The sequence below is a fragment of the Mesorhizobium sp. M7A.F.Ca.CA.003.01.2.1 genome (genome assembly GCF_003998945.1).
Lineage (GTDB): Bacteria > Pseudomonadota > Alphaproteobacteria > Rhizobiales > Rhizobiaceae > Mesorhizobium > Mesorhizobium ciceri.
Window position 1 is genome coordinate 1 of record NZ_RZRA01000402.1, and the last position, 4,822, is coordinate 4,822.

Sequence of the window (4,822 nt, forward strand, 5' to 3'; positions counted from 1 at the left end):
CCGTCGATGAGGACCCGCAATTGATGAGCTTGCGCCAGACGGCCGATATCGTCGCGGTCTGAGAAAAGCGATCCGCGATAGGAATAGTTCAGCAAGGCGAGCCAGCCCGGCCGTTTCAGAACGCGCGCAATTTCTTCGAAATGCCGCTCTGCCATGCCGGCCAGAACCAGATAGGGAAAGCTGTCGACCGCCAGCACGCAATCGAAACTGGCATCGTCGAAATCGGCCAGATCGAGACCGGAGGTTTGTCGTAACTCGACATTGCCGAGTGCGGCGCATTGCTCTGAGGCGATGGAGATCATTCGCGACGATATATCGATACCGACCATCCGCTTGAAGGATCTGCACAGCGCACGCTCGAAACGGCCGATGCCGCAACCGATGTCGAGAATGCTCCGTTCCCTTCCGGTGAATTCTCGGGCTTCCAGCCATGCGACGATTTCGTTGGTCGTGGCTGTGAGCCTTTCCACATCGCCGAGGGATGCCAGTTGGACACTCGCGGCTCCCGAAATCGCTGCCGCGGCATCGAAGCTGGACGCCAGCCGCATGACGACAGCGGCATTCGTCTCGTCCTCATTGCGCTCATGGCGAACGGCGCCGCCCGTCGCTCGCAACATGGCAAAGACGTCTGGTTTGCAGCGCAGCAGTCCGGCGACCTTCCGCAATCTTGCCGCGTCGCCGGTATCCGCCGGACGGACTTTCAGCACGACCTCCGCCAATTCCGCTGCCCCAATTGTGGGCGGCAGGTGGAGCGCCAGCCTGACGAGAACACCTTCGGCGCAAATACCGTCGGCCATGCAGTCTTCAACCGCCAGCCTGACCGATGTCCGGCGCTGGGCGCCTTTCGGTGCGGTTACACTCATGGGTCAACTCCGCGTCCAGACCCTGCGCATCGTCCACCTGTCGGCGGCGCCCCAGCCATATTTGTAGGCCTCCTGGCCGCGCAGGAAATCGAACTCGCGCGCATCTTCACGGATCGACTCCACGATTGCGTGGCCAATCAGGATCGCGCCCGGGCTCTCCTCGGCATAAGCAGGGTCGAACCCACCCAGATAAGCGTAGGCACGGCCGCGGTGGTGAAATCCGTAATAGGCACCGATGGTCCTGTCATCGATCGCGAGCAGCCAGCATCGCACCAGACCATGAGCATCGAGCAAGGGAAGCGAGAGCCGATGGAATTGCTCGACGGCGGGGTTGGCCAACACACCCCCTCCGTGTTCGGCCCATCGCACATTGTGCAGGCGGATCAATTGATCGAGGAAGGTTTGCGGACTGCCGTTTGCCGATGACAGCGCAATCCGGCCGCATCTTGATGCCGCCTGGCGCGCCCGACGCAACTGGCGTCTGCGTCTTGCGGGGACGCAGCCTGCCAGCGTTTCGTCGCCGGCGATGGCGAGCACGGGGCAGGCGGCATGGGCGGTCGGCCGATCCATCTCGGGATGCTTCATCGCAAGGGCGACGCTGTCCTGCGGCAAGTCCGACAAGATCCATTGCGCCCACCCGATCGAGAAGATCGACTCGCTGATAATGCCGACAACCTCGGCTTCGATCCCAGGGACAGCCAGGATGTCCAGATAGTCGCTGAGCGAAATGCCGACCGGAAGCAGCTTCGAACCGGCCGTCCCGTGCTCGAGATAGAGCGGCGCCAGCCCGACCAGATCGCCGCCGCGCCAGACCGCGACTGTCGCCAGTTCACCGGGTGCGAATGCGTGCCACCATGGCACCAGCCAGGCGGGAGATTGAAACGGCGTCGCCGAGGGACTCTGCTGCCACAGTTTCCACCAGTGCGGCGTCAAGGCGTCGAACTGCGCGGGGTCACCGATGATTTCGCAGCGCAGCACCGCTTTGCTCACGGCGTCGCAGCCAAGCGCCGGCGACCAGTGCCAAGCTGTGCCAGCGCCTGATAGGCATCCATGTAAGACGAGATCATCCGTTCCAGCGAAAATCGCCGTCGCGCCTCCGCCCTGCATGTCTCGGCATCCAAGCTGGGCGCCGCAAGAATGGCTTGGGCCATCTCGTCGACCGTGTCGACGAGAAAGCCCGTCCTGCCGTGCTCTATGACGTCGGGAAGCGCACCATTTGGAAAGGCGACTACCGGGGTCCCGCAGGCGAGGGCCTCCATGGCCACAAGCGAGCTGGTCTCGGCTGCGAGGCTCGGAATGACCAGACAGCGCGCTGCGTTGAGAAAGCGTCGCTTGGCGGTGAAGCCGAGCGGGCCAAGGAAGCGGCGGCGGCCATCGAGGCGAGATTGGACCTCGTCGCGAAAGTACCGCGTATGCGTTTCGTAGGGATAGACCTTACCGCCGACGACCAGCGGAACGCCTGCTAGTTTGGCTGCATCGAGCGCCAGGTGAATGCCCTTCTCCGGGCAAACCCGGCTCAGAACCAGGGCAAAGTCGCGCTTCGGCTGCGGCAGGTTCAGTGCTTGGATGTCGACGCCGTTCGGAATCGGTGCCGTCAGCCTGGCGCCTGATGGCGCGGTTTTCTGCTGGCTGGGTGAGACCGCATGAAGCCAGAGGTCGCCACGCGTCGGGCGCAATGCCGCGGCCGGATACCAATCCAACGGCAGGTGGAGGGTCACCAAGGTCGGACCATCGTCGGGCAGATAAGCGTCGAAATCGATGCCGTGCAGATGAACCACATCGATGGGCCATCGGGCGCGGGCAGCGGCGATCGCTTTGCGATGGGCCTCTTGCGCGCGGCGCTTCGCCGCCTCGTCGAGCATGCCGTTTTCGGCCGGTATTTCCACAAGCGTGCCGCTCGTGCTGGAGCCACGGCAAGCAATGACGATAGATCGATGGCCGGCGTGAACCAACGCCCGATCGAGCATCGACAGAACCTGTTCGGCACCGCCGACAGCGTCGGGTCCGACGGGCGCGAGAGGGTAGGCGACATTGAGGACGGTGAGTGTCGCGGCCGGTTGCGTCCCGGTGCCCTGCGCCGCATCCCCACCTGTCAGTGGTGTTGCGAAGTCCGGCATCTGATGCATGGGCAGCATGACGATTTCACGCGGCCGAGGCCCGCCGCGTGGGGAGCGAGGCGGATGTCATGCCAGGCGCATAGCGGCGGATCATGGTTGAGCAGAATTCCGCGAACTCCTCCGGCACCAGTGGCGGGCTGGTGTGGTGGGGCATCATTCCGCGATGCTGAGGTGTGAAGCAGAAGGTGACCGTCACGTCGAAATCGGCGAGTGCTTCCATCTGCCGGTCGAACCAGTCCAGCGCATTCGGCCGAAAACTGTCCGCCCAGGAAAGCCCGGTACGCATATTGGTGACACCCAGCCGCTTCAGCCAGGCGACAGCGTCGTCCAGCCGCGGATCTTCGAAATGAAACCACTGCACCAGTCCCATTGCGGGTGTATAGCGCAGGAATTCCTCCAGCGCGGGCTTTGGCGTGCCGTCCTGGCGCAGCAGCCCCATATGGAAATGACGGTAATAAGAGGAGCCTTCGGCTTCGCGGTGACGCGTCGTTGCTTCCCATTCACGCGGAAGATCGTAGAGGCTGTACCACTGGACGCGTGGTGCATTGCCGAGCAGCAATTCAGCTGTTCGCTTGAGCCCCCAGACCTGGATTTCCTCGGCGCCGAAGGTCGATACGCCGACTTCGCTGACCCAGATGGGAAGGTCGGTGACGGTCGCGATCTCGCCGATCTTCTGCGGCCATTCCTGGATTTGCCACAGGTTCCAGTCGAGCGGAAAGCCGTGCACGGCGACGGCGTCGACATGATCCAGCACGCCGAATTCCTTCATGCGGGTGATGAATCCCGGGTCTATCGGCGAGATGCCACCGAGCACTTTGGTCAAAGCCGGGTTTTCAGATGCGATTGCGTCCGCCGCCAGGATTGCCATCCTGGCGAAGCGGCTCCAGTCGGGGTCGAGCTCGGGATCCCAATGCGATTTGTTGTTGGGCTCGTTCCAGATCATCGCGGCTTCAATCATGGCGCTGTCCTTTCGAGGGGTAGACGGGACCGCCACTGGCCGGGTCGCCTGCGGCCCGGCAGAAATAGACCTCCTGCTCAGGGTGCAGAACGATCTCGAAACCGGCGCTGCGCAGCATCGCTTCGGTGCAGGCTCGATTGGGTATCCACCAGTTGGTCGGGTCGTCGGCATAGCGGTGCTCGATGAAATGGAGCTTGGGAAATTCCGGCCGGTCGAACAGGTCATGCGTCCAGAAATGATAGTTCTCTTCCATCTCGGGAAGATCGGTGCTGCCGCGCTGCATGGACTGGAAGATCATCAGATCACCGGCGACATGCTCACGGATAAGGTCGAGCGCAAGCAACGGGTGGCGCAAGTGATAAAGCACCCCCATGAACAGCACGATATCGAATGTTTCGCGCAGGGCGCCGACGTCGTAGACCGACAGTTTCTGGAATTCGATCTCGCAATTGGCGATCTCGGCGGCAAAGCGGGCCTGCGCCAGATAAGCCTCATCGAAATCAATGCCGAGGACACGGGCAGCACCTCGCCGTTTCATCTCGATGGAATAGAAGCCGGCATTGCAGCCGATATCCAACACCGTCTTGCCTGTCAGATCCGCGGGAATGGCCTCGGCGAATTTGCGCCATTTGATCAGCGGGTAATTGCCGAGAAAATGGTTGGGAGCGGTTTCGACACCGGCCAGTTCCATGTTGTGGAACCATGGGCCGAGAGCATCGATACGGCGGCGGATTTCGGCATGGGAATGCAGCATGGTCAGGCTCCTTCGCCGGGAACGACAGGCACATGCGGGTGTGCTCCACCCACAAGCATGGCGGTTTGGCGTTGTTCGGATGCGACGCCCTCTTCGAGCAGCCGAAGAGCCGTGCGATAGCCGTTGAAGG

5 protein-coding genes are annotated in these 4,822 nt (G+C 62.3%); all 5 read right to left on the reverse strand.

What is annotated here, in order from left to right:
- Positions 1-863, reverse strand: an 863-nt coding sequence (locus tag EN969_RS17190; protein WP_164758309.1) for a class I SAM-dependent methyltransferase, incomplete at its 3' end; no start/stop codon positions are given.
- A 3-nt stretch (positions 864-866) separates the two neighbouring features.
- Positions 867-1,853, reverse strand: a complete 987-nt coding sequence (locus tag EN969_RS17195; RefSeq protein ID WP_063170147.1) for a GNAT family N-acetyltransferase — start codon at positions 1,851-1,853, stop codon at positions 867-869.
- A complete protein-coding gene (locus EN969_RS17200; protein ID WP_082826655.1) occupies positions 1,850-2,998 on the reverse strand; it encodes a glycosyltransferase in 1,149 nt (382 codons plus the stop codon). The genes EN969_RS17195 and EN969_RS17200 overlap by 4 nt, the downstream gene beginning before the upstream one ends.
- Positions 2,999-3,005: 7 nt before the next feature.
- Entirely contained in the window at positions 3,006-3,938 is a 933-nt protein-coding gene (locus EN969_RS17205) for a hypothetical protein (protein ID WP_063170148.1), read from the reverse strand.
- Positions 3,931-4,692, reverse strand: a complete 762-nt coding sequence (locus tag EN969_RS17210) for a TIGR04290 family methyltransferase (protein WP_013533206.1) — start codon at positions 4,690-4,692, stop codon at positions 3,931-3,933. The genes EN969_RS17205 and EN969_RS17210 overlap by 8 nt, the downstream gene beginning before the upstream one ends.
- Between the last annotated feature and the right edge of the window lie 130 nt (positions 4,693-4,822).